The following is a 23,371-nucleotide window of genomic DNA, read 5'->3' as shown; positions in this document are numbered from 1 at the left end:
AACGGAGCCACGTTGATTCTTGGCTCGGGCGGAACTTCGGGTGGATTTGGGGGATCGTCTCTGGTGTCTATTTACCAAACGGGCGTGGTCAATGCACCGGGTGGTTTCACGCAAACTTCCGATATTCGCTTAAAAACAAATATTGAAAAAATAAATTCGGCGGATGCCTTAGAAAAGATCACGTCTCTTCAGGGTATTTACTATGATTGGAAAGATCAGAAAAAAAATGGCGCGGGCCATGAAGTCGGTCTGATCGCGCAAGATGTGGAAAAAGTATTCCCTGAGGCCGTGAAAAAAAATGATCAAGGCTTCTTGGCGGTAAGTTATGCGAATTTAATTGCCCCCGTGATTGAATCTATCAAGGAGATTTTAAAAATCACTGATGCCCAATCCCGAGAGATTGCCTCTGTGAAAGCGGAAAATGCGGAGCTCAAAAAAGAAAACCAAGAGATGAAAGCGCGCTTAGATAAAATTGAAAAGATGCTTTCCGAACAACATAAATAAATTCTTACTGACAGATAAATTCTAATTTTTCGCGAAACTCGACAGGTTTTTTTAAGACCTTGATTTCATCAAAGACCGACTTAGCCTCTTGGTTTTTTAGCGATAAAGCCTTCATCCATTGTTTGGTTCTAGACACCGCAAAATAGTCGTTAATATACAAAGTACTAGATTCAAAAAACTGCGGTAAAAGAGCTTTGGCGCGGGCCCAGTTCATTTCTTCCACTTCTTGGTCGTGCAGAGACTGTTTGATTTGACGGAAGATATAGGGATTGCTCATCACACCTCGGCCGACCATATAGTCTTCACATTGTGTGACTTCAACACAGCGATAAAAATCCGCGACATTCCAGATTTCGCCGTTTGCGATGATTTTCATTTTCACGTTTTCTTTGATACGCGGAATCCATTCCCAATAAGCGGGTGGTTTGTAACCATCGGTTTTCGTGCGGCAGTGGACGGTCAGCCAAGTGGCACCAGCCTCTTCAACGGCTTGAGCAATTTCAATACATTTTGTGGGATCATCAAATCCTAAGCGAATTTTGGCCGTGACCGGAACATGGGCCGGAACGGCATCACGCACGGTTTTAACAATTGTATGCACGCGATCACAGGATTTTAAAAGACTTGCGCCGCCGTCATGACGATTTACGGTTTTAGCCGGGCAGCCAAAGTTAAGATCAATTCCCAAAGCTCCCAGTTTGGCGGCTCGTTGGGCATTTATGGCTAAGGGTTCGGCTTGGCCGCCCAACAGTTGCACAAAAACAGGTGTGCCCCAGCGGGTTCTTGAACCGGTTTTTAGTTCTGGACAGTTTTTATAAAAAACCATCTCCGGATGAAGACGATCCGTGACGCGTAAAAATTCCGTCACGCATTGATCAATGCCGCCAATACGAGTCAGCGTATCACGCATAACCCAATCAACAACACCTTCCATCGGAGCTAAAAACAGTTTCATAGATTTCCTACTGCTTCAGCTTCAGGCCGCTGGCCTTACGCTCTGCGGACTCGCGCGCGCTAGCCGCCGCCATTTTTTTTACAAGGTCGAAGTGCTTTTTTTCAACCGGCTGCACACTGAGGCGTGAGCCCTTTTGCAGGACCAGCATGTCCTGCAATTTGTCGTTACCACGCAAGTCAGCTAACGAGATGACTTCATCAAACTTTTCCACAAAAGCCACTTGCACACAAAACCAGATGGGTTTTTCTTTGGTGGCTTTTGGGTCATGATATTCAGATTTTTTATCAAATTGGGCTGCATCGGGTTCGGCTAATTTAGAAACTTTTGCGATTCCCGCCACTCCCGGGGGTTCAGCATTAGAGTGATAAAATAAAACTTCATCACCCACTTGCATGTCTTTCATAAAGTTGCGTGCTTGATAATTGCGCACACCTTCCCACCATGTGGTTTTGTCTTTTTTTAAGTTATCAATCGAAAAAACGTCGGGTTCCGATTTCATCAACCAGTATTTCATGACTTTGCTTTCTCGGGCTTTTCTTCTTTGATTTTGCCGGATTTAAAAAACCATTGACCGGCTTGTTTGCGGAAAGTGCTGATCTCGTGGTGAATATAGTCTTCGCCATCCAGGGCATAGTGGGCTTTAAATTCGACAATGCCTTTAGTGCCTTTTTCTTCGGCGCTAAGGATCTCTAATTTTTTAAACTGCGCGTGCTCGGCCCATTCTCTATTGGCCTCTTCATCGATAGAGGTCAAAGTTTGCGGGTCGGTTGTCTCTTGCAAATACGTCATGTCGTTTTTAACAAACGCGGCGTAACGTGAGCGCATGAGTTGTTCGGCAGTAGGGGCTTGGGCTTCTCCAGAGTGAAAAAGTCCACAGCAGGCGGCATATTCTTTGTTAGATCCACAAGGGCATTTCATAGGGCTTTCATACCAGACTTGTGGGCGGCGCATCAAGTCGGAAATTTTTCCCATTTGCGCCTTGGGCTGATATCGTTTTTGAACGAGGTTTTTCATGTCAAAATGGGCTTTAATCACAGGGGCGACCGCCGGTATCGGTTGGGCCACCGCCAAGTCACTGGCCGCAGCGGGTTTTTCAATTTTAGCGACCGGTCGGCGCGAAGAAAAATTGAAAGAATTAAAAAGCATTCTCACAAAAGAGTTCCCGCAAATTTCGGTGGAAACGGCCTGTTTTGATCTGACGTCTAAGGAAGAGGTCGCAAGCTTCTTAAAGACCCATGACCCAACCCTGAAAAAGCTGGAGCTGCTGGTCAATAACGCAGGTCTTGCAAAGGGGATTGAGAAAATGCAAGAGGCGAGCTTAGAGGACTGGGACACGATGATCGACACCAACGTCAAAGGGCTCCTTTACATGACTCGCGGGATTTTGCCCTATTTGGTGCAGAAAAATTCAGGACACATTGTCAATCTAGGTTCTGTTGCAGGAAGATGGACTTACCCGGGGGGCGGGGTGTATTGTGCTAGCAAATTCGCTGTCAGAGCCCTTTCAGAAGGTCTGCGTATGGATCTTCTGGGAACAAAAATTCGCGTTACCAATATCGAGCCCGGTATGGTGAATACGGAATTTTCTGTCGTCCGTCTTGGAGATCAAGCTAAAGCCGACAAAGTTTATGAGGGTATGACACCACTTTCAGCTTCCGATATCGCGGAAACGATTGCGTGGTGTGTGGCAAGACCAGCTCATGTGAATATTCAAGAGCTCGTTATTTATCCCACGGACCAAGCTCACGTTGGACAAGTGGCGCGAAGATAGATTTTAATTTTTTAAAAAGACCTTAAAGAGGATTTTATGACAACACAGAATTTCCGTATTGAAAAAGACACCATGGGTGATGTTCAGGTTCCTGCAGATAAATTTTGGGGAGCTCAAACACAGCGATCCACTCAAAACTTTAAAATCGGTGGGGATCGTTTTCCGCGTGAGATGATTCGTGCTTTAGGTATTTTAAAAAAATGTGCGGCTTTAACCAATCAAAGCTTGAACTTGCTTGATGGTAAAAAAGCGGAAGTCATCGTGGCGGCCGCAGATGAAGTGATTGCCGGGAAATTAGATGCGCACTTTCCACTAGTGGTATGGCAAACAGGCTCGGGCACGCAGACAAATATGAATGCCAATGAAGTTATCGCTAATCGCGCGATGAACATGATGGGTTTAAATCTTCCAAGCAAAGACATTCACCCCAATGACGATGTGAACAAAGGCCAATCTTCCAACGACACCTTCCCAACAGCCATGCACATTGCCGTCGCGGAACAAGTTCATCATCGTTTAATTCCAATGATGGAAAAGCTGCATAAAGCTCTCGTCGTAAAACAAAACGAATTCAAAGATATCGTTAAAATCGGTCGCACTCATTTGATGGACGCAACACCATTGACTTTGGGACAAGAGTTTTCTGGTTACGCGACACAAATGAAACATGCCATTCAACGCGTGAAAAACACCTTGCCGCACTTACATGAACTGGCATTGGGTGGCACCGCTGTTGGAACGGGTCTAAACACGCATCCAAAATTCGCGGTTCAAGCCGCAGAAGCAATTGCTAAAGAAACTAAGATTCCGTTTGTTTCTGCTGAAAATAAATTCGAAGCCTTGGCGTCTCATGATGCTTTGGTCGAAGTCAGTGGCGCGTTGAACTCGGCCGCAGTGTCTTTGATGAAAATCGCCAATGACATTCGTTTGTTGGGATCTGGACCTCGTTCAGGTATCGGTGAATTAAACCTTCCAGAAAATGAACCGGGCAGCTCGATCATGCCGGGGAAAGTAAACCCCACTCAAAGCGAAGCTATGACCATGGTCTGTGCCCAAGTGATGGGGAATAACGTCGCCGTTTCTGTCGGCGGTTCTAACGGCCATTTTGAACTGAACGTCTTTAAGCCACTGATTGTGTTTAACGTGTTAAACTCAATTCGCTTGATTGCCGACGCCTGTGAATCGTTCACTGATCACTGTGTTTCGGGTATTGAAGCCAATAAAAAGCAAATCCAAAAACACGTTGAACAGTCATTAATGCTGGTGACGTCTTTGAATCCTCACATTGGCTACGATAATGCAGCCAAAATTGCTAAAACTGCTCATAAAAACGGCACAACACTCCGCGAAGAAGCCATCAATCTTGGACTCCTCACGGGCGAGCAATTTGATAAGATTGTAAGACCCGAAGATATGACTGGTCCCCGCTAGAAGGAGATGCCCTTGAACCCATTGTTGAGCAAAGCGAGCTGGATGGAAAACGACGATATACGTCCTTACGTATTCGTGCGTCCGGAAAACCAGATTGCTCACCCGGGTTCCGCGCATCGCTTGAATTGGTTTAATAAATCGCCAGTGATGAAAGATCCATTGGATATTCCAGAGCTGGCTTTTGCCGATCGTATCTATTCACTGGAAGCACGTGCTTTTGGACCTTCTAACATGGCGATGCCTCGTTGGGTGTTTTACGACTGTGCGGTGATGCCAGGATTTGTGGCGGGCTTTGCGGCTCGTCCGTCCGCATTAACGCCGGCGATGCGTGAAGTTTTAGATCCCAAAAAGTTTCCGGCGATTAATTCTCCCGTGCAAAGTTCAAAGGTTTTAAAAGAAGTCACGTCGTTGGATGATATGGATTGGGTTCCGTTGTCTTTGTTCATCATCATTCCGACCATGCATAAGGGCGAGTGGGTTGCGCACAATTTAACTTCCATCAATTCTTTATTGCCCGAAGGACAGGGTCTTTACGGTCTTGGATTTTTATCGAAGGCTTTTGGGTTGTGGTATGCCAACGTGGAGCAATGCTCGGGCATGACCCAGTGGGGAAGCCCGGCATTAAGACTGCACTCGAATTTCGGCCATATGGAAATCATCGGGGCCTATGCGCCGGTGCACTCGCACGCAACCACGGTCACTTACCGTGTGCAGGTGAACACGCAAGTGTGGGAAAAGTTCTTCACCAAAGAAGAAGACTATGCGTTTTTAGAAAATTACGGTCCGACGGGACGTTTTATCGACCCGAAAGACGAGCAGAGCATGCTTGATTTTCAAAAGCGTATTGAACGCGAAGAAGGGCCTTTTTATTTAAGTGCTCGTGAAATCGCGCAGAAAAAGTTAGACGAAAAATTAATGATTTATAGTTTGAAACAACAATACTAGATAGGAAGAAACAAATGACGATGAATACCTTGCCACCCGTCGCGAAATCTTTTTTTGCATTTTGTAAGAAATGCGATGCTGACAGATACCACGTGGTATTAGCGCATACGACAGCGACGTCGGCAAAAATCAAATGTGAAATCTGTGGTTCACAGAAGACATACTCTCTTCCTAAAGCGCAAACTAAAACGGGCAAACCGTTGACGGGCGCGGCGGCGAAAAAACGTGAACAAACAATGAACTCACGTAAATCAAGCCACAAAAATGAGTATGAAATGTTGATGTCAAACGAAGGTGCGGCGACCAACACATACAACATGAAGGGCAAGTTCGAAAAGAACACGAAACTTCAACATCCAAAATTTGGTTTGGGTTTCATCAAAGACGCGATGTCAGATAAAATCGAAGTCGTCTTTGAAGACGAAGTTCGTACCCTGATCCACAACCGCGTTTAGTCGTTTTAGTTTTTTGATTTGTTAGGATTTAAATGGATTGGCTTAAGGGGTTAAACCCCGAGCAACAAAAGGCCGTAAAGCATAATTACGGCCCTTTGCTTATTTTGGCAGGCGCGGGTTCAGGGAAAACGACGGTCTTGGTTTCTCGCACGGGAAGACTTATTTCCGAACGCGTGGCCCAAGCCCAAGAGATCTGCGTGTTAACCTTCACCAATAAAGCCGCACGCGAATTAAAACACCGAGTGGGAGTCAAGCTTGGCAGTACCGGCAAGGGGCTGTGGGCAGGCACTTTCCACTCGTTTGGATTGCAAATTCTGCGTCGTTTTCATAAACATGCCGGTCTTTCACCGTACTTTGGAATCGTGGATCAAAGCGATTGCAACGCAATTTTAAAAGACTTGCTTAAAGACGTTAAAAACTCGGGCAAAGATAAATTTGATATCGATAAAATTCTATCAATGATCAATGATCGTCGCACCGGGATTGCTCCGGCGGTGGAGGCCTTTGATGAATACCACGAAATGGCCGAAGTCTTAGCGCCTAAGTTTGCGAAGCGCTTAGAACACTTAGGCGTTGTGGATTTTGAAGGTCTTTTGATTAAGCCTTTAACTTTGTTTAAGGAAAATCCGGATATCTTAGAAAAAGTACAGAGCATGTTCACGCAAGTAATGGTGGATGAATTTCAAGACACCAATCGCATGCAAATGGATTTGATCAATCAAATTATCAAGCCTCATCAAAACATTGCCGTCGTAGGTGATGATGATCAGTCAATTTATGGCTGGCGTGGGGCGGAAATTAAGAACATCCTGAATTTCCCGAAAGAACATGCAAAGTGTGAAGTGATCATGCTTGAAAGAAATTATCGTTCTTCGGCAGAGATCTTGGCCGTGGCCAATGCCGCCATTTCTAAGAATAAAAATCGTCATGGAAAAGTCTTGCGCGCCGAAATTGCCGAAAGCACGGGCGTGATGCCTGAAATGTTCCTTTTAGAGCGTGAAGAAGACGAATGTGAGTTCGTGGTCAGTGAAATTCATCACTTTCAACGTCAAGGGCATAAGTTGAAAGACTTTGCCGTTTTATATCGTTCCAACACGCAAGGGGGGCTGATTGAGTCCTCATTACGTCGTGCGAATATTCCGTACACCATCACGGGCGGAACTTCGATCTTTGACCGTCGAGAGATCAAAGATCTCATGGCATATTTAAAACAGTCTTTGGCACCCAATGAAGTGTCTTTGCGTCGGATCATCAATGTTCCTTCTCGAGGAATTGGCGATACGACGATTGAAAAGCTTTCGGAATTTGCTTTAAAAAAACGCATAAACTTTGTCGATGCTTGTCGTTTCTGGAAAGAAGCTGAAGTGCAAGATAAAGCCGGAGAGTCGATTGATAATCTGATGAAGTTTATCGAAGACCTTCCCAAAAATATTTTAGATTATAACATCGGCTCTTCACCAGGTGCCAAGATGGTTGAAATCTTTCAAGGTATCGGCTATCGCGAATACGTGTATGGCACCGCCGCAGATCCCGCGAGTGCTGAAAAAAAATGGATGGTCGTTGAAATCCTGGGACGGATCTTAGATTCTTATTTGGGCAAGCGCTCTTATGATGTCGACAGCATTAAATCCTTTATCGATGCCATGCTTTTACGTGATGACATGGGCGGGGAAGAGGAAGACCAAAACAAGGTGCAGCTTATGACTTTGCATGCGTCTAAGGGTTTGGAGTTTCCGATCGTGATTTTAGCCGGATTAGAAGAAGACCTTTTGCCGCATAAAAATTTGGGTTCAGATATCGACGAAGAACGCCGGCTTTTTTATGTGGGGGTGACTCGCGCCAAGCAGCGTCTGGTGATGACTCGTTGTCAGCAACGAAAAAAAAACGGCGTTGTTCGCCCCGTGGCTCCTTCTAGATTTTTGTTAGAGATTCCCAAAGAACTCTACACGGAATTTCCTTTAGGTGTTCGTCCGGTGTCAGGGCAAGAGCGCGAAGACTTAGTGTCCAGTTTCTTGTCAAAACTGGACAGTAAACTGACTCCCGCCAAAAAATAGCTATTTTATTTTTTCCGCAGGGCCCGCGATGGTTTTTACGCTGGCCTGCAAGTCGCCTTCGGCAAACAGGCAAAGCGTGCCCGGCTCTAAGCGCGTCCATGATTCGTTTTCGGTCAGCGGTGTGGTGGCAATGACAGCCACCTTATCCGTGCTTGTCGTCACGTGAGTAAAGTCCACCGACATGTCCTGGTCTTTTAAGTGCGCGGTCGCAAACGGTGCTTTGCGAATGATATAAGTCAAATTGGTGGATGCATGCACCATCAAGACCTGATCATTTGAAAATAAGAAATTAAACTCGCCACATTGGCCAATGTGTAATGTGAGTTCGGCAATCGTTGCAAATAAAGCTTCGTTGTTAGGCATTTGATCGCCGTGACGCAATCGAAGTTCTTGCATGATATAACAAAAAACCTTCTCACTGTCGGTGTCCCCTACGGGAAGAAAAGTGCCATCAAGTTCAGGCTCAAAATTCACCAGATTTCCATTGTGGGCAAAGATCCAATAGCGTCCCCAAAGCTCGCGCATAAAAGGATGGGTGTTCTCTAAGGCGACAATCCCTTGGGTTGCCTTACGTATGTGAGCGACGACAGTTTTTGATTTAATGGGGTACTGACGAACAAGTTCGGCAATCGGGGAATGGGCTGAGGCTTGTGCATCTAAAAACACCCTCACACCTCGACCTTCAAAAAAGGCGATGCCCCAGCCATCTTGATGGACGTCGGTACGCCCTCCACGGGCCTGAAACCCGGTAAAAGAAAAGCAGATGTCGGTGGGCGTATTACAGTTCATGGCAAGGAGCTGACACATGGACTTCCATCCTTTGTTAAATGAAAGTCTAACGGGTCTTGGTGAAGATTGACAGTCCGTTTTTTCAGTCTTTTACTTAAGTGTCTTTAACCTCACACAAGAGAAATCAAAATGAAAATGCAATTGCCCGAATTCCCTCAAGTTCCGAAAATGAATGGTCGTATCCTTATTGGCGGCGAAATCCGCGATAAGGGTTTTGACTCGATCCCTGTTTTTTCAACCTGCCATCGTGAAAGCGGTGAAGTGCAACTAGGCACCACTCCTCACGTCAGTGTGGAAGTTATCAAGGAAGCTGTCGATGCGGCTTCAAAAGCCTGGGCACGTGGATTAGGTGAGTGGCCCTCCGCGCGGATGGAAGATCGCATCCAAGGAGTTATCAAATTTCGCAATGGAATGCTGGAAGAACGTGAATTGATTTGTCGTTTGTTGATGTGGGAAATCGGCAAGACTTGGGCGGATGCTCAAGGTGAATTTGATCGTACCATTCAGTACATTGATGACACGGTTAATGAAGTAAAAAACCTAGATCGTGAATCCAGCGGATTTAAATTTTCTGGCGGCGTGATGGCGCAGATTCGCCGAGCTCCTCTAGGTGTGACTTTGTGTATGGGGCCATTTAATTATCCATTGAATGAAACTTTCACGACTTTAATTCCAGCATTGATTATGGGAAACACGGTGGTCGTGAAGCTAGCTCGTTACGGGCAGCTTTTATGGGAGCCGCTTTTAAAAGTGTTTAAAGATTCATTCCCAGCGGGTGTGGTGAACGTTATTAACGGTCAAGGGCGCGATATTGTGGGACCGGCGGTGCAAACTGGGAAAATCGATGTCTTAGCCTTTATCGGTTCAAGCAAAGTCGCTAATCAAATTAAAGTGGCCCATCCCAGACCCTCAAGCTTTCGCAGTATTTTAAGTTTAGAGGCCAAAAATCCGGCCATCATCATGGAAGAAGCGAACATTGATTTAGCCGTGGCGGAATGTGTGCGCGGTTCATTGTCGTTTAATGGTCAGCGCTGTACGGCCCTTAAGATGATTTTTGTGCATAAAAAAATCGCTAAAGAATTCACCGAAAAATTTGTACAAAAAGTAAATGGATTGGTCGCAGGTCTGCCTTGGGAGCCGGGCGTTTCTATCACTCCGTTGCCGGATGTAAATAAGGCTGCGTACTTAACGGGTCTGATTGAAGATGCCGTCAGTAAAGGGGCGGTTCTTTGCAATCCCGAGCGTGGCGGTAAAGTTGTGGGACAATTATTTTTCCCCGCAGTATTGGCCAATGTCAGTTTAGATTCTCGAGTGGCGCACGAAGAGCAATTTGGTCCGGTAGTACCAATTCGTGAATTTGAAGACATGCAGGAAGTCGAAGAGTACATCATCAATTCCCCTTATGGAAACCAAGCCAGTCTGTTCGGTGAAGACCCAGAAAAAATGGGCGAAATGATTGATCATCTAAGCAATCAAGTATGTCGTATTAATATCAATAGCCAATGTCAGCGCGGGCCCGATGTGTATCCATTCACGGGCCGTAAGAATTCTGCTGAAGGAACATTAAGTGTGTTTGATGCGCTCAGAGCGTTTAGCATTCGCTGCATGGTCGCAGCCAAGCAAGATGCGAACGGCAAGCAAGTCATTCAAAAGATCTTGCATCAAGACAGTTCGCGCTTCTTATCAACGAATGTAGTTTTGTAATCCTAAACCGCCGCCAGCGCGGCAGTAAATTGTGCCAGAGTCGCCTAAAAAAAATGCTGCACCAGTGCTACCTACGTAGGTAGCACTGGTGCAGCAAAATGAATTACTTAAGAAGAGCTTTGAACGACTGAGGCATCGGTGTGTCAAACGTCTGAACTTTGCCAGAAACTTGGATGCTCAGTTTGAACGCGTGGAGGTACATGCGTTCATCGCCATAGATCTCGGCCATTTTTTCGTTGTACTTGCCATCATTGTATCGAGGATCGCCCACGATCGGGTTGCCCGCTAAAGCCGCGTGTTTGCGGATTTGATGTTGGCGACCCGTTAAAAGATCCACTTCCACCAAAGAGAAGTATTTGTTTGATTGAACCACACGGTACTTGGTTTTCGCAGCCACGCGGTCTTTTAAAAGACCTTGGGGGTTTTTACGTCCTTCAGCTTTGTCAGAGATTGGGAAATCCCAAGTTTGCCATTTTTCAGAAGCCGGAAGGCTGCCACGCAAGATGGCGTAATAAGATTTTGCCGTTTCTTTTTTCTGGAATTTCTCAGCCAGCTCTGAAGCAGTTTCGGCTTCAAGCGCTACCATGAGCACGCCCGATGTTTCTTTATCTAAACGGTGAACAGGGTAAACATCGTCAAAGCTGCCAGGACGAAGTTGTTTTTTTAGTACAGCACGCAAGTCGCTAGTTTCGTTGTGCACGGAAATGCCAACAGGCTTGTTTACGACGATCCATTTTGCTGATTGTTGAATGACGGGGATTCTAGAGTTCATGTCTGCTCCTTAAGGATGGTCTCGATGTCTTTTGCCTCAAGGTCTCTTTCAGTCAGGGGACTAGCAAAGATCTTTTGCTCTTTCCGGCTGACCGCCAGCTTGTGCATTGAAACGAGTATAATTAAATTAAAAACAAATCCGGCCCAGCTTAAGAAAAAGAAGAAGGTACCCATAAGTAGCAAATTCTTTTCGTATAAAGCCAAGTCACGTTCTTCTTTGCCTTCGGCGAAGGGTTCCATATCTGCGCGGGATTCGCGCCAAACTAGGTTCACTTTTCGCAGATTTTTTTGCAGTTGCTGGTAGGGGCGCGAGCGCACTTTTTTACGGTGCAGGTAGAAATGCAGTCCCGTCACCGCCGCAGAGGGAATCCATCCGACGACATAGGAAACGGCCATTTCAGGAGCCATAAGCCAACCTCTTACAAACCAGGTCAAAAAACAACGGTCCTGGTTGTGCCAGGGGTGGGGGGTATTAACAAGCTTTATTTTAAAATCCCTTAAGGATGGTGAATTTTCTCGCGTCTCATTCTGAGATCCGAGGGCGCAGAAGGGCTCCTGTCAAAAGATCAGACGATGGCTTTGGGCTCCTGGCCACTTGGGCCGGGCATGTGGGTTGCAATCATGAGGTTTGAATCAAATCAGTTTTTATTAATAGGGAGAAGTCATGGGAAAGAAAAAGAATCTTTTGGTCAATGGCCTTGTCGCTTTATCTATGGTTGCGCCACATTTTGCTGCGGCTCAATCCAAAGCCATTGAAAGACCGCCACAATTCGTTCTTTTAGCTTTTGACGGCTCTTATAATAATGATGTTTGGCAGTATTCTCGTGATTTTTCGAAATCCTACAAAGCCAAAACTGGCGCTGATGTGAAGTTTACGTTCTTTATCAATCCTTCTTATCTTTTGACCGAGGAATGGTCTTCCAAGCGCCACTATCATGCTCCTCATAAGGAGAAAGCGGGAACTTCCAATATTGGTTGGGGAGATAACAATAAAGACGTGGCCTTGCGTGTAGATCAGATGAACGAGGCCTTTTATGAGGGGCACGAAATAGCGTCGCACACCGTCGGGCATTATAATGGGCAGACGTGGACTGAAAGACAATGGGTTTCTGAATTCGCGCAGTTTGATGATATCATTAAAAACCTTTTTACCTACAATAACATGGGAACCACCCCGAACGGCTACATTGATCTTCTTTTTCAAAAAGATGATGTCGTTGGTTTCCGAGCTCCTCAGCTAGGATTTAACGATAATCTTTATCGTGTCATGAGCACTTACGATATGAAGAAGAATGAAAATGGGGATAAAGTATCGAGATTCGTCTATGATACATCCCAAGCTGACAAAGAAGACTATTGGCCTAAGAAAAATGCTTATGGCATTTGGAACTTTCCTTTAGGTCAAATCAAAGAGCCGGGTGCCGCTCGTAAATGGATTTCTATGGATTACAATTTTTGTTTTCGCGATTCCGCACGCGTCTTAAGTGAAGAACCAAAGACACTTGAGAAGACGGCATTAAAAGCTAACGGGAAAGTAATCAGAAATTCAGACAGATCTTGCTTAAACGTTATTTCGGATGCTCAAAAGAAAAAAGTGAAAGCGAACATGATGAATTTGTATCGAGCGTATTTCGCTAGAAATTATAACGGAAATCGTGCACCCATTCATATCGGACATCATTTTTCTAGTTGGATGAGTGGCGCTTATCTTGAGACCTTTTTTGAGTTCGCTAACGAAGTTTGTGCTAAACCTGAGGTAAAGTGCGTTACGTATAAAGAGTTGTATCAGTTCATGAACAATAAATCTAAAGCTTATATTGAGGCTCTACAGGCGGGTAACTTCTCAAATGTCGATGGAAGACAAAATAAATCTTTGCAACTTGCAAGACATTTAGATCTATCGATCAAAGCGGAAAACAAGGGCGATATGCTTTCTTTCTCTTTAGAGGGTAAAGATGCTGATTTGAAAGGTTTAACAAAAATCCTGACAGTCGCTGATAAAACTCGTGAGTTTGATGGGAATGTAAAACTTGAAGATCTGCGTAAAGAACTTCAAGGCCAAGAAAATGCAGTTGTTCGCATCGCCATCAAAGATCGTTTGAAAAAAGAAATCGCGACGAGCACTCACCAGCTAGAGCATATCGGCACAGCTGATGAAAAAATTCACTTGGAAAACATGGAAGACGATTGGATCAAAGGCGATATGCCGGGCGCTCATAAAGACGAACACAACCACTAAAAATGAAACTGAAGCTCTTGCTACCGATGGTAGCACTATTCGGACAGATCTTGGGGTGCAGCTACGATGCTGCACCTCAAGCATTTGAAGGTAATCTAGATGATGCTAATCATGTTATCTATGGCGACTATTCTATGGAAGAGTTACCCAAAGAACAGCCCTATCGTGGGGCATTAGTTTCATTATTTGAACGTAAAACCCTTCAGTCTTTAAAGACAGGGCAAATATATCGAGTAGACGAAAAATTTGGCGGACAAGAACTGCCTTGGGCTGAGCAATCATCAGCTTCTTATTGTTCCGGAATCTTAGTAGCGCCGGATATGGTGCTGACTGCGGGACATTGTCTTTCCTCACCGTACTCATGTGAAAACCTTCAATTGGTATTTAACTACAATATCATGAATGACTCACAAGAATTTGAAGTGCGAGATTGTAAAGCAGTGGTAAAAACGGTTGTCGACGTTGCCGGTAAGGGGCTGGATTATGCACTTCTTCAAATCAGTGAACCGGTGCAAGTTGATATGCCAGAAGTCATAGAGAGACCCCTGTCAGTTGGCGAAAAAGTTTACGCATTGGGGGATCCGTTAGGAAGCTATAAAAAGAAGTCTTCAGGTGAAGTGCGTTCGTTACTACGGACCAATGGTATTTACGAAACGACGCTTGATGTTTTCGAAGGTAATTCTGGCTCCCCAGTTTTTTCCTCTAAAGGCGATCGCTTAGTGGGTATTCTTTCTAGCGGCGAACGAGATTTCTCGGAAGACGGAGGCGTAAAAATATGTGGGGTGCGAGATTGCTCCGGTGAACTTGTAATTCCTTGGACGAAAATTTTAGAGGACTCAAAAAAATGAAATCCAGCAGAGTTTGGAGCGCTGCCTCCGCCACAGTCATGACGTTGATGTTTTTGTTGTCAGGGGTAGCCTGCTCTCCCAATAACGTTAGCAATTACATTACGGCAAATGGTGCAGACAAAAAGTTGCCGGATGATGATGGTTACACTGGCTCAGGCGGCACAGGTGATGGCGGCGGTGGGCAAGGAGTTCTGTGCTCGGATAAAACCGTTGACCTTCGCCTTAAATCAAAAATTTTTACTCGGGATATCTTTGAACTCATTTATAATTCGAATGCGGAGATAGTGAAGCACAAGCTTCCTTCGAGTGTGACCGCCGACGTCTCTGATGAAGCGATAAGTCTTTTGATAGGACAACTGAGCTCGTATCTGGGACCCTCGATGGGAGATTTGGAATTTGGTAATAGATCTTTTTGGAAGTCTTTTGTTGGCAAGATTGCTTTTCTTGATAAGAATACGTCACTTCAAGTCAGTAAAGATGCGAATTCTCCCATTGTCTTGCCTAACGGCTGTAAGATAGTACAAATCGCTTTTTGGGATGATCAACCACATAAGAATCCTGATGGAACACTTTATGTGCAAACGGAATATTGGTCACAATTAGATCAGCTTAACAAAATTGCCCTTTTGGCGCACGAATATTTTTTCAAAGAAGCACGACAAGCTGGTTACAAGAACTCAGATTTTATTAGAGGCAAAATCGGAAGACTATTTTCAGCACAAGGTTTGACCCCACTCTTTTCGAAGTGGATTCCCGCCAAATCGGTTCACAGTAACTTATTTTTGCCAAATGATCGATCCGAATTTAAACACTGTAGTGGAACCATTGCTAGCGACCCATCGTCGAAAGTCGTGTTGTACCAATATTCTGGCGCCGATAAAAAACAACACGTTGTAATACCTTTGCTTAAAACAAAATTTTTAACTCGTAGTACGTTTGCGAAGGGTGAATTTGACGTGCAAGAGGTTCGAAAATTTGATTTAGAACAATTGTACATGGACGGTAGGAGTGCCCTTAAGTACACGAGCGATGAAGAGCTTGATGATACCCATTACTTAAACCTGAAATTCTATGGTCGTGTTACAAAAGGTCAGTTTGGTTATCGCAGAGGGAGCGCCGGCGAAATTTGGCAAGATTATATCGACATAGGTGGCACGGCTCGAAAAGTTTCAATTGTGATGCCCGAGGAAAAAAAATGGGTATCGTTGAGCGTTTTAGATTTTGATAAAGAACAGGTCTCTAAATATGTGGTGGCGATGATAAAAAGCGCGGTCGCGAAAAAATTAGAATCGGAAGAGGTCCGGGCGTCTGGTGACGATTTAGAGGTTAGCGCGTTTATTGCTTTAAAAAAAGATGTGGATGAGGCGGTAAAAAACGGTTCGGTAAAAAATGGATTTACTCTCTGGAAAAATGAATTGGATAAGTTTGAAAATAAATATGCTGTGGTACCCCATCATCCTCGCACGGACCATCTTGTTAGGGACAAATATGTCTCTGAATATCTTCCGCTTCTACTTCTTAAAAATGAATTGAACATGCTTGAGCAGGATGATCTCAATGCGATCGAGAATTTTTTCAACCCTAGCGGTCCCACCCCGTCGCCTAACTTGGAAGTTGAAATTGGAAATGACAAAACGATTTTCGATCTAGAGTGCAAGGACTACGACACTGTGTATGCAGACCGAATGAGATCTTTTGATCTTGGGGTAGCGAAAAAATCATGGGAAGGAATGGGTCTCCAGTTTATTGACGACGTGAAAACTCTGGACGAGGCCATTGGAAGCAAAGCTGTAAAATTCAAAGGAGAATTTTTAAAGCTTTTAGAGGAACGAGCTAGGAACGCGTTTGAGGGTGGGGATCCATGTGCTGATTCTAAGGGTTATTGTACGGGCTCACAGCAATTGTACAGAATATTTGCATATGAGAAGTCACGTTCTCTTAAGGCCACGGTTAGATTTTGTGGCGATGAAGATAACTTGAGGTCTTCAAATATTTGGGGAAGCAACCAAAACATTGGATATGTATCTCAGTTCGCTTGTTATAACATTCAAATTGGCGACACTCTATTTTTCCAAGTCTTTATGTATCCAGAGATTGATGCCATTGAGAAGTCTAAAATTTATGTAATCCCAGTGGCCCCTCCGGATTCATATATTAAAAGCGGGGAATAGAAACCCATGTCTTTCAGCACCAAGGCTTCCGAATCTGCTCTTCCTTAAGAGATACTTAAGACCAGGTAAGGAGGCATCCATGCACCCATCTATCCATGAGTTTATCGAATTCCTAGATAAAGAAGATGATACCGACTTTGGCGATTTTAAGCGTGAGGTGGATTTGCACCTTGTCCACCTAATAGAGTCTTTACGTCCATTGACCTCCGAACAAGTTTGGCAGTTGCGCAAGATGCGCGAGCAGCTTTTGTGGTCTTATAAGTTCGATATTGAGGAAATGCGGTCGACTTTAAGAAGCGAAGCGCAGCACTTGGACGTCTATAACGATATTCAAACATAACTCTGTGCGCCGGGCTCTTGCATAGGCAGGATCCTCTATGTAGGCTCTAAACATTAAGAGTCAGCGGAGGACTGCTATGTCAGAATTGGCGCAACAGGAATTTTGCATCACGCTCAGTGATTTGGCCGCTTTTATCGGAACCACTCCGGTTAACATTAAGAAAAAAGCCGAAAAAATTCTTTCCAAAAAAATCAAATCTCCCTGGTTGTTACCCGAAGAGGTTCGCACCGTTCTTTTGGCTGAAGGTTATAAATACCCTCAGAAAGTGATCTCTGTCCAAATGCTTAAAGGCGGTGTTGCCAAGACGACGTCCGTGTTAAACATGGGCTTAAGAGCAGCCATGTACGGCGCGCGCGTTTTGTTTATCGATTTAGATCAACAAGCCAACTTAAGCTTTGCCCTTGGGGTTGAAGACGAAGAAGTTCCGGTGTGGGTTGATATCGCCGAAAAACGCAAAAGCATTGAAGAGTGCGTGCGTTTTATTGAGCCTCATGTGGACTTAATTCCTTCGTCATTAAATAACTCGGTGTTAGACCGAGTCTTGATGAATTCCAATCGCAACTGGGCCCAAGTGATTAAGGCTCCATTAGAAAAAATTAGACACCGCTATGACCTGATTTTGATCGACACGGCCCCGGCGCTCAGTGCCGTGAATACAGCCGTCACCGTGGCTTCAGATGAGATCATTTTACCGGTGAACCCTGATAAATTCTCATTCTTAGGGTTACAGAAAAACCTGACGGAGTTAGAAGACATCAAGAGCGACTTTTCGTTAGATTTCACTCGTAAGATCCTATTCACGAAATTTGATGGGCGAGAAAACACCAGTCATGAACTTTTGCAAAAGTGCATTGATTCTTTTGAAGATTCGCTGATGAAGGGCTATATTCGCACTTCCAGCGAGGTCAAAAACTCGATCCGTTCTGGAAAAAGCCTTTTTGCCGGGAAATCCCCGGTGAAAGAGGACTATGACATTGTGACCCGCGAAGTACTTGGTTTTGCATAAAAAGGAAGTTTCCGATGCCACAGACAAAAGAATACAAAGGTAAAAAAGGCTCTTCTTCATCTTCAAAACGTCGCCCGCGCCATGAGATGGCGGATAAGCTGAATGACGAAGCGGTGGATGCTGTTTCCTCAGAAGAAGCCGTGTACGACGGGGCTGAGGCCGAAACAGAAGCTGAAGCCATTAATACGGAAGCCCTGAATGAAGGTGTATTCCCTGAGGGGCACTCACAAGTTTATGTGGCTCCCGATGATACGTCCGAAGAAACAGCCGCAGAAAAAACTTACGAATCATTTCATCAAAAACAAGAAGAGCCTCAAAAAGTTCACTTGGAGTTTTACGGCAGCGACCTGATTCGCATGAAAGCTCCGAAAGTGATGGAGCTTGCCGACACCGTGGCTGATGAATGGGTGAAAGACGGCGAGTTCCAAGGTTTGCCTGTGGGGAACCCATTTGCGCAATTGGCTGCGTCTAAAGCTTTGCGTAAAGCCAAAGATGTTGAAAAAAAATTAGAAGAAAAAGGCGTCTTTATGATGGCGCGCATGGGTTTAGATTATTTGAAATCTAAAATCGACAAGAAGTAGTATGAATCGCGCCTCGAGAATTTTTGAAACCATCTCTAAAGCATTAACCCCGGTGCATATCGAAATCGATAACGAAAGCGATATGCACTCAGGGCCGCCGAATCGCGAAACTCATTTTAAAGTTTTAGTGGTCTCTGCCGCTTTCGAGGGCAAATCCCGTATTGATCGCCAACGAATGATCAATGATCTTTTAAAGTCAGAGCTTGAAAACGGTCTGCATGCCTTAACGCAAAAGACCTTAACTCCAACGGAGTGGGAAAAACAAAAAGCGGCTTTAAACTTCGAATCCCCCAATTGCCTGGGGGGCTCGAAACACGATCCGAAATAGGTACTGCTTCAGCTCCGACCCGCAGGGCCTGCGCTCTGCTCCTGCCAGCGCTAATCCTCAAATTCGTTTAATTTTGATTTTAATTCGGAAAGCAGTCTTTTGACTTCCTGCAGCTGTTCTTCTTCCGGGGAAAGCTTTGTCGACATTTCTTCAGTAAGGGTGTCCCAGGTACTAAGGGCATCTTGCAGATCTTGATTCAGGCGACCAAACAGCGGACGAGATTTCTTAGTAGCGCCGCCACCCCCTTGGGGGGCCGAAGCCAAAGAACTTTCGTCTTTTTTGAAGGGCGAAGGCCCCTTTGTTATGCTGTCGTCACTCATTCGTCGTTGAATCTTCTGTCTATCTAAGTTGTGAATTCTTCCTCAGTCCTTTGAGGGTCCACAGTTTGTAGAACCGAACTCCATTTGACAAGTATTTTCAGACTGGTACATTACGACCTTTAACTGCTAATACATCCCCAAGGGAGTGTGACATCATGTCTCAAGAGATTATCTACACAATGAAAGGTGTAAGTAAAGTATATCCTCCAAATAGATACGTCCTAAAAGACATCTATTTGTCTTACTTTTACGGAGCCAAAATCGGAGTTTTAGGTCTGAACGGCTCTGGTAAATCCACTTTGCTTAGAATCATGGCAGGTATCGACCATGAATTTATCGGGGAAGCCTTTCCTTCAAAAACAATGAAGGTCGGTTATTTCGAGCAAGAACCCCAGCTTGATGAGTCTTTAACCGTTAAAGAAAACATCTTTGCTGGCATGGGCGAACTTCCAAAGTTGATGAAAGAATATAACGCCATCAACGACAAATTCAGCGATCCTGATTTAGATCCGGACGAGATGAATAAACTTATCGAAAAACAAGGCGTGATCCAGGAAAAATTAGAAGCCTTGGGCGCGTGGGACGTGGATCAAAAGATCGAAATCGTGATGGATGCCCTTCGTTGTCCAGATGGCGACATGGGCGTCACCAAATTGTCAGGTGGTGAAAAACGCCGCGTGGCTTTGGCTCGTTTGATCATGTCAGAGCCAGATATTTTATTACTCGATGAGCCGACGAATCACTTGGATGCAGAATCCGTGGCGTGGCTTGAACAATATCTTTCTAAGTTCCCAGGCACCGTGATCGCCGTGACGCATGACCGTTATTTCCTAGATAACGTGGCAGGTTGGATCTTAGAATTGGATCGTGGTGAAGGCATTCCTTGGAAAGGGAATTACACTTCTTGGTTAGAGCAAAAAGACAAACGCACGGCCAATGAAGCCAAAGACCAAGCCCGAAAAGCGCGCACGTTAGAGCGTGAGCTTGATTGGATCCGTCAAGGAGCGAAAGCTCGCCAGGCGAAATCAAAAGCGCGTATTTCTAATTATGAAAACTTGCTGAAAGAAGCCTCTCCGGAAAAAATCCAAGAGATGTCTATCTATATTCCACCGGGACCTCGTTTGGGCGATATCGTGGTGGAGGCTCATGGTGTTACCAAAGCCTATGATCACAAAGTTCTTTTGGATGACGTCAGCTTCACCATTCCGAAGGGTGCCATCGTCGGCGTTATCGGGCCGAACGGGGTCGGTAAATCGACATTGTTCCGCATGATCACGGGCAAAGAAAAACCAGATTCTGGAACATTCAAAGTCGGCGAAACAGTGAAGATTGCTTACGTGGATCAAACGCGTGAAACTTTGGATCCGAATAAGTCGATCTATGAAGAGCTTTCGGGCGGGGCGGATGTGATCCAACTCGGCACCCGCGAAATTCCATCTCGTCAGTACGTTTCCTGGTTTAACTTCTCGGGTTCTGATCAACAAAAGAAAGTGGGACAGCTTTCTGGTGGAGAGCGCAACCGCGTGAACATGGCAAAAATCTTGAAGCAAGGCGCCAATTTGCTTTTGCTGGATGAGCCCACGAATGACTTAGACGTGAACACCATGCGTGCCCTGGAAGAGGCTTTGCTAGAGTTCGGTGGATCTGCCGTGGTGATCTCGCATGATCGCTGGTTCTTGGATCGTGTTTGTACCCATATTATGGCGTTTGAAGGGGATTCTAAGATTGAATTCTTCCCTGGAAACTTCAGTGAGTACGAAGAAGATCGCAAGAAGCGCTTGGGCGAGAATGCGGGTCCCAAACGCGTGCGCTTCAAGATGATCTAATTTTGTAAACGCAGGATTTGGTAAGAAAGCCACTTGGGGCTTTCTGCCGCTCCAAGAGGGACGGCGTCCAGCCTGCGTTGTCGCCCTCCTGCGGAGGGTTCGCGCCATCGTGGCGCCGACAAAAAAATGCCAGGAGGGCATTTTTTCGCGAAGCCCGTTAGGGGCTCGGGCAGGAGCCCGAGACAAACCCCTCATTCCGGGCAAGATGCCCAAAGGCTTTCCTCGCCAAATTTTGCTAGCAATTAAATTATCTTGAAACGATTTCGGTCAAGATTTGATAGTGCGTCTTTAGATCCATGAATGTTTGGGTTGAGCCGCCGTGGTCGGGATGGAGGCGGATGGCTGCTTTTCTGAAGGCTGTCTTTAGCTCGGCTCCTGTAAACCCCTCTGACAAATCATGAATATAGGATTTTAGGAATTCAAAAGACTGTTTTTGAGATTCGGAAAAGGCGTGCGCGGGACGGGGACGCTGTGGACGAATTGCTGGGCGGGGGTAGTGTCCACGTCGAGTTTCGAATTCAAATTTGCCGATTTGGCTCATCAGGAAAGCTAAGTGAGAAGGATCGGTATCTATATATGTAGAGGGATTTTGAGCCGGAGCCGCTTCTTGTTGCCCCATTTTCTCTCGAAGAATTTGTTTGAAACTCGTCTGAAAACTCATGCTCAACTTATCGGTTCAGCTTGAGACGACCGCAGTCCAGACAAAGATTTCCGAATAGAAATGGTCCTTTTTCCTGGGGGGCCTGACGTAGAACTTGCCCTTGGGAGTGGATTTTCAGAGGGGAAAACGGTGATTTTGGCCGCTTTCCCTCGGGGAAATACGTTTTTTAGAGGGAAAAATGCAAAAAAAGTGATTTTCGATGCATTTTTTTTTGGACAAAGGCCTGGGAATGGATACACACTTAGGTCATTCGGATAAACGTACTGAAAACAAAACGGAGGAAGTACACAATGGCAAAAGCTTCTAAAAAAGCGACTACTAAGAAAGCGGCAGCTAAAAAAGCTCCTGCTAAAAAAGCAACTGCAAAAAAAGCTGCTCCTAAAAAAGCCGCTACAACTAAAAAAGCTGCAGCTCCTAAAAAAGCTAAAACAGCTCGTAAACCAAACGCAGCGTTCATGAAAGCGTTGACTCCATCTGCAGCTTTGGCAGCAGTTGTTGGTAACTCTCCACTTCCACGCACTGAAGTTGTTAAAAAACTTTGGGCTTACATCAAGAAGAACAATCTTCAAGATCAAAAAAATCGTCGCAACATCAATGCAGACGCTAAACTTAAAGAAGTTTTCGGCGGCAAGACACAAGTGTCTATGTTCGACATGACTAAACTAGTTTCTAAACACCTTAAGTAATATTAAGAGCGTTTAAAGCTAATTTAAGCGGAAAGCCCGGGGTAACCTGGGCTTTTTTTATTGGTCCAGGGCCTCTTTCGGGGGTTTTGTGACCTTTTCTCGAGTGAAAACGGGTCTTGTTCAATCGGTTTTGGGCGTGCTATACCGGTAGTCTCTGTTAATGAATTAAAGACTGGATTTTAGTGATGGCTATTAAGCCTCTTTCCCTTGAAGAGATCAAAAAAATGACCCTGGCTTGCCGCATTGCTGCGGATACCCTGACTTACTTGGAAAAGTATGTGAAGGCGGGCGTTACTACCAATCAAATTGATCAAATGGCTTTTGATTACATGCAAACTCGTGGGGCTAAGTCGGCTTGCCTTGGTTACCATGGGTACCCTAAGTACACATGTATCTCTGTGAACGAAGTTATTTGTCATGGTCTTCCTGATGACAAAACGATTCTTAAAGATGGCGACATTGTGAATGTGGATGTGACCGCCTTTATCGATGGCTTTTATGGCGACACGTCAAGAATGTACACGATCGGCAATGTTTCTGAAGAGGCTAAGGATCTTATTGATGCCGCTTATATGGCCCGTGAAGTGGGTATCAAGGCGATTGTTCCTGGGGCAACCACTGGTGACATCGGTTTTGAAACAAACAAGCTAGTGACCCGTCGAGGCTACACTGCGATCAAAGAGATCGGTGGTCATGGCGTGGGGCGCAAATTTCATGAAGAGCCTTTTGTCCCTGCTTTTGGTAAGAAGGGGAAGGGCGAAAAGCTCGTGCCGTTTCATTGCATCACGGTGGAACCGATGGTGAACCAGGGAACGGATGAGTTTATTGAATTCGATATCCCGGGATCGACTATCAAGTACTACAATACTGCGGATGGTCTTTTGTCAGCACAGTTTGAACATACGGTGCTTGTGACAGATACTGGATACGAAATTTTAACTTTGCCTTAATTTTTAAATTAGATTTTTTAAAGCACGTTTTTATTA

25 protein-coding genes are annotated in these 23,371 nt (G+C 45.1%); 17 read left to right on the top strand and 8 right to left on the bottom strand.

Annotated features, from left to right (window positions below):
- Nucleotides 1-504 (top strand): tail fiber domain-containing protein (locus AZI86_RS16855; RefSeq protein WP_172798020.1); only part of this gene is annotated, 504 nt, incomplete at its 5' end.
- A 4-nt stretch (nt 505-508) separates the two neighbouring features.
- Here the strand turns inward: AZI86_RS16855 and AZI86_RS16850 are convergent.
- Genes AZI86_RS16850 through AZI86_RS16840 form a run of 3 tightly spaced genes read right to left on the bottom strand, consistent with a single transcriptional unit; the run spans nt 509 to nt 2,473 of the window.
- Entirely contained in the window at nt 509-1,459 is a 951-nt protein-coding gene (locus AZI86_RS16850) for a tRNA dihydrouridine synthase (RefSeq protein WP_061836461.1), read from the bottom strand.
- A 7-nt stretch (nt 1,460-1,466) separates the two neighbouring features.
- Nucleotides 1,467-1,973, bottom strand: coding sequence for an EVE domain-containing protein (locus AZI86_RS16845; protein WP_061836460.1), 507 nt, complete (start codon nt 1,971-1,973; stop codon nt 1,467-1,469).
- Nucleotides 1,970-2,473, bottom strand: coding sequence for a YchJ family protein (locus AZI86_RS16840; RefSeq protein ID WP_253716000.1), 504 nt, complete (start codon nt 2,471-2,473; stop codon nt 1,970-1,972). Before AZI86_RS16840 ends, AZI86_RS16845 begins: the two co-directional genes overlap by 4 nt.
- Here AZI86_RS16840 and AZI86_RS16835 point away from each other — a divergent pair.
- The 5 genes from AZI86_RS16835 to AZI86_RS16815 are packed head-to-tail and all read left to right on the top strand — an operon-like array spanning nt 2,472 to nt 8,115.
- Nucleotides 2,472-3,230 carry an SDR family NAD(P)-dependent oxidoreductase gene (locus AZI86_RS16835; protein WP_061836459.1) on the top strand — a complete coding sequence of 253 codons (759 nt, stop codon included), beginning with the start codon at nt 2,472-2,474 and terminating at the stop codon, nt 3,228-3,230. The two genes, AZI86_RS16840 and AZI86_RS16835, sit on opposite strands and share 2 nt — an antisense overlap.
- A gap of 36 nt (nt 3,231-3,266) precedes the next feature.
- Complete coding sequence (gene fumC, locus AZI86_RS16830; RefSeq protein ID WP_061836458.1) at nt 3,267-4,661, top strand: class II fumarate hydratase; 1,395 nt, start codon at nt 3,267-3,269, stop codon at nt 4,659-4,661.
- Between the two features lie 12 nt (nt 4,662-4,673).
- Nucleotides 4,674-5,606, top strand: coding sequence for a hypothetical protein (locus tag AZI86_RS16825; protein WP_061836466.1), 933 nt, complete (start codon nt 4,674-4,676; stop codon nt 5,604-5,606).
- Between the two features lie 14 nt (nt 5,607-5,620).
- Entirely contained in the window at nt 5,621-6,061 is a 441-nt protein-coding gene (locus tag AZI86_RS16820) for a hypothetical protein (RefSeq protein WP_061836457.1), read from the top strand.
- Between the two features lie 32 nt (nt 6,062-6,093).
- Entirely contained in the window at nt 6,094-8,115 is a 2,022-nt protein-coding gene (locus AZI86_RS16815) for an ATP-dependent helicase (protein WP_061836456.1), read from the top strand.
- Here AZI86_RS16815 and AZI86_RS16810 read toward each other — a convergent pair whose 3' ends face one another.
- Nucleotides 8,116-8,922, bottom strand: a complete 807-nt coding sequence (locus AZI86_RS16810) for a class II glutamine amidotransferase (RefSeq protein ID WP_061836455.1) — start codon at nt 8,920-8,922, stop codon at nt 8,116-8,118. It abuts the gene before it with no gap.
- A gap of 111 nt (nt 8,923-9,033) precedes the next feature.
- Between AZI86_RS16810 and AZI86_RS16805 the strand changes: the two genes are divergently transcribed.
- Entirely contained in the window at nt 9,034-10,608 is a 1,575-nt protein-coding gene (locus AZI86_RS16805; protein ID WP_061836454.1) for an aldehyde dehydrogenase family protein, read from the top strand.
- Between the two features lie 103 nt (nt 10,609-10,711).
- Here the strand turns inward: AZI86_RS16805 and AZI86_RS16800 are convergent, their stop codons facing one another.
- Together AZI86_RS16800 and AZI86_RS16795 are read right to left on the bottom strand one after the other, a co-directional pair.
- Nucleotides 10,712-11,380 (bottom strand): RluA family pseudouridine synthase, encoded by a 669-nt coding sequence (locus AZI86_RS16800; protein ID WP_061836453.1) that lies wholly within the window; start codon nt 11,378-11,380, stop codon nt 10,712-10,714.
- Nucleotides 11,377-11,787, bottom strand: coding sequence for a hypothetical protein (locus tag AZI86_RS16795; protein WP_061836452.1), 411 nt, complete (start codon nt 11,785-11,787; stop codon nt 11,377-11,379). The genes AZI86_RS16800 and AZI86_RS16795 overlap by 4 nt, the downstream gene beginning before the upstream one ends.
- Nucleotides 11,788-12,043: 256 nt before the next feature.
- On the opposite strand from AZI86_RS16795, the gene AZI86_RS16790 reads away from it, so the two are divergent.
- From AZI86_RS16790 to AZI86_RS16760, 7 genes are all read left to right on the top strand, one after another.
- Nucleotides 12,044-13,618, top strand: a complete 1,575-nt coding sequence (locus tag AZI86_RS16790; RefSeq protein ID WP_061836451.1) for a polysaccharide deacetylase family protein — start codon at nt 12,044-12,046, stop codon at nt 13,616-13,618.
- Between the two features lie 2 nt (nt 13,619-13,620).
- The gene (locus tag AZI86_RS16785; protein WP_061836450.1) at nt 13,621-14,466 is read left to right on the top strand and encodes a trypsin-like serine peptidase; all 846 of its coding nucleotides are present in this window, start codon (nt 13,621-13,623) and stop codon (nt 14,464-14,466) included.
- Nucleotides 14,463-16,637, top strand: coding sequence for a hypothetical protein (locus AZI86_RS16780; RefSeq protein ID WP_061836449.1), 2,175 nt, complete (start codon nt 14,463-14,465; stop codon nt 16,635-16,637). Before AZI86_RS16785 ends, AZI86_RS16780 begins: the two co-directional genes overlap by 4 nt.
- Before the next feature lie 79 nt (nt 16,638-16,716).
- On the top strand, nt 16,717-16,977 hold the full coding sequence (locus AZI86_RS16775; RefSeq protein ID WP_061836448.1) for a hypothetical protein: 261 nt from the start codon (nt 16,717-16,719) through the stop codon (nt 16,975-16,977).
- 76 nt (nt 16,978-17,053) lie between these two features.
- Complete coding sequence (locus tag AZI86_RS16770; protein ID WP_061836447.1) at nt 17,054-17,983, top strand: ParA family protein; 930 nt, start codon at nt 17,054-17,056, stop codon at nt 17,981-17,983.
- A gap of 14 nt (nt 17,984-17,997) precedes the next feature.
- On the top strand, nt 17,998-18,564 hold the full coding sequence (locus AZI86_RS19425; protein WP_061836446.1) for a hypothetical protein: 567 nt from the start codon (nt 17,998-18,000) through the stop codon (nt 18,562-18,564).
- 1 nt (nt 18,565) lies between these two features.
- Entirely contained in the window at nt 18,566-18,892 is a 327-nt protein-coding gene (locus AZI86_RS16760) for a BolA family protein (RefSeq protein WP_061836445.1), read from the top strand.
- 50 nt (nt 18,893-18,942) lie between these two features.
- Here AZI86_RS16760 and AZI86_RS16755 read toward each other — a convergent pair whose 3' ends face one another.
- Entirely contained in the window at nt 18,943-19,212 is a 270-nt protein-coding gene (locus AZI86_RS16755; RefSeq protein ID WP_061836444.1) for a hypothetical protein, read from the bottom strand.
- Nucleotides 19,213-19,367: 155 nt separating this feature from the next.
- Here AZI86_RS16755 and ettA point away from each other — a divergent pair, with 155 nt between their 5' ends.
- On the top strand, nt 19,368-21,038 hold the full coding sequence (gene ettA / locus AZI86_RS16750) for an energy-dependent translational throttle protein EttA (protein WP_061836443.1): 1,671 nt from the start codon (nt 19,368-19,370) through the stop codon (nt 21,036-21,038).
- Nucleotides 21,039-21,285: 247 nt separating this feature from the next.
- Here ettA and AZI86_RS16745 read toward each other — a convergent pair whose 3' ends face one another.
- Nucleotides 21,286-21,699 carry a hypothetical protein gene (locus AZI86_RS16745; protein WP_061836442.1) on the bottom strand — a complete coding sequence of 138 codons (414 nt, stop codon included), beginning with the start codon at nt 21,697-21,699 and terminating at the stop codon, nt 21,286-21,288.
- Between the two features lie 290 nt (nt 21,700-21,989).
- Between AZI86_RS16745 and AZI86_RS16735 the strand changes: the two genes are divergently transcribed.
- Together AZI86_RS16735 and map are read left to right on the top strand one after the other, a co-directional pair.
- Complete coding sequence (locus AZI86_RS16735; RefSeq protein WP_061836440.1) at nt 21,990-22,385, top strand: SWIB/MDM2 domain-containing protein; 396 nt, start codon at nt 21,990-21,992, stop codon at nt 22,383-22,385.
- Between the two features lie 185 nt (nt 22,386-22,570).
- Nucleotides 22,571-23,335: a type I methionyl aminopeptidase gene (map, locus tag AZI86_RS16730; protein WP_061836439.1), complete on the top strand. Its 765-nt coding sequence runs from the start codon at nt 22,571-22,573 to the stop codon at nt 23,333-23,335.
- Nucleotides 23,336-23,371 lie beyond the last annotated feature (36 nt).

Source organism: Bdellovibrio bacteriovorus (genome assembly GCF_001592735.1).
Taxonomy (GTDB): domain Bacteria; phylum Bdellovibrionota; class Bdellovibrionia; order Bdellovibrionales; family Bdellovibrionaceae; genus Bdellovibrio; species Bdellovibrio bacteriovorus_D.
Note: the sequence above shows the minus strand (reverse complement) of the source record. Positions and strands in the feature narration are given on the sequence as shown.